Origin of the sequence: Kitasatospora sp. NPDC091257, from assembly GCF_044757675.1 — a bacterium.
Taxonomy (GTDB): Bacteria; Actinomycetota; Actinomycetes; order Streptomycetales; family Streptomycetaceae; genus Kitasatospora; species Kitasatospora lactacystinica.
This window is the reverse complement of sequence record NZ_JBIVVI010001723.1, coordinates 1-1360: the sequence shown is the minus strand read 5'-3', so window position 1 is coordinate 1360 and position 1360 is coordinate 1. Positions and strand designations below refer to the sequence as shown.

General features: G+C 77.2%; 2 protein-coding genes. Both read left to right on the top strand.

The features are described from left to right. The coding region (locus tag ACIQOV_RS41555; protein ID WP_401056352.1) for a DUF6271 family protein at window positions 1–190 on the top strand (190 nt) is incomplete at its 5' end. After that, on the top strand, window positions 175–1360 hold a 1186-nt coding region (locus tag ACIQOV_RS41550), incomplete at its 3' end, for a winged helix DNA-binding domain-containing protein (RefSeq protein ID WP_401056351.1). The genes ACIQOV_RS41555 and ACIQOV_RS41550, both read left to right, overlap by 16 nt.

Here is a 1360-nt window from a genome sequence, read left to right as displayed (position 1 = left end):
CACCAACCGCGCGTGCGCGGACACCATCACCGCGATCGGCGCCGAAGCCGCCCACGCCGTACGGCGGTTCGGCGTCCGGGTGGGGTCGGGGCACCGCGCTTCCGGCGCGGGCGGCGGGCCGGGCCGCCCGGGCGTCGTCGGTGCCGCGCGGCGGACACGCGCTAGGGTCCCGGCATGGGTGTGCCGGTGATCGGGGATGCGGAGCGTCGGGCCAGGCTGGGGCGGCGGCAGTTGCTGGTGCCGTCGCTGCGGGCGGCGCGGGTGGAGGACGTGGCCGACGCGGTGGTCGGGCTGCACGCGACGGACGCGGCCACGGTGTACCTGTCGGCCTGCGCGCGGCTGGCGAAGCCCTCGGCGGCGGAGGTGGACCGGGCGCTGTACGAGGACGTCTCGCTGGTGAAGCTGCTGTCGATGCGGCGGACGATCTTCGCGGTGACGGAGGGCCTCGCCCCGTACGTGAGTTCGGCGGCGGCGCGGGCGATCGCGGCGAAGGAGCGGGCGACGCTGCTGAAGCACCTGCGGGACTTCGCCGAGGGCTGGGACGAGGCCCGGCTGGCGGAGACGGAGCGCGAGGTGCTGGCCGCGCTGGCCGTCCGCGGCGAGGCGACGACCAGGGAACTCTCCGAGGACGTACCGCAGTTGCGCGAGACGATGCTGATGTCGGCGGGCAAGGCGTACGAGGCGAAGCAGAGCGTGGGCAGCCGTCTGCTGCGGCTGCTGGCCTCCGACGGGCACGTGCGCCGCTCCCGCCCGCGCGGTTCGTGGCTGAGCAGCAGCTACCCGTGGGCGTTGGTGCCGCAGTGGCCGGAGGTGCCGGTGCGGGAGGCGAAGGCCGAGGTGGTGCGGCGCTGGCTGGCGGCGTACGGACCGGCGACGGCCGAGGACGTGAAGTGGTGGACGGGCTGGACGCTGGGGGACGTCCGCCGGGCGCTGGCCGATCTCGGGGCGCTGGACGTGGCGCTGGCCGGCGGGGCGCCGGCGCTGGTGCTGCCGGGGGACGAGGCGCCGGTGGCAGAGCCGGAGCCGTGGGCGGCGCTGCTGCCCGCGCTGGACCCGGCGGTGATGGGCTGGCGCGGGCGGGACTGGTACCTGCGGCCGGAGGACGTGCCGGCGCTGTTCGACCGGGCGGGCAACGCCGGGCCGACGGTGTGGTGGTGCGGCGAGGTGGTGGGCGGCTGGGCGCAGCGCCCCGACGGCGCGGTGCTGTGGCGGCTGTTCCGGGACGTCGGGGCGGCGGCGGAGCGGGCCGTCGCGGAGCGGGCCGAGCGGCTGGCGGGCTGGCTGGGGCCGCTTGCCGACCTTGGTGGCGACGATCACCGAGGCGGGCACCGAGACCAGTGCGATCACGGCGAGCAGCGGG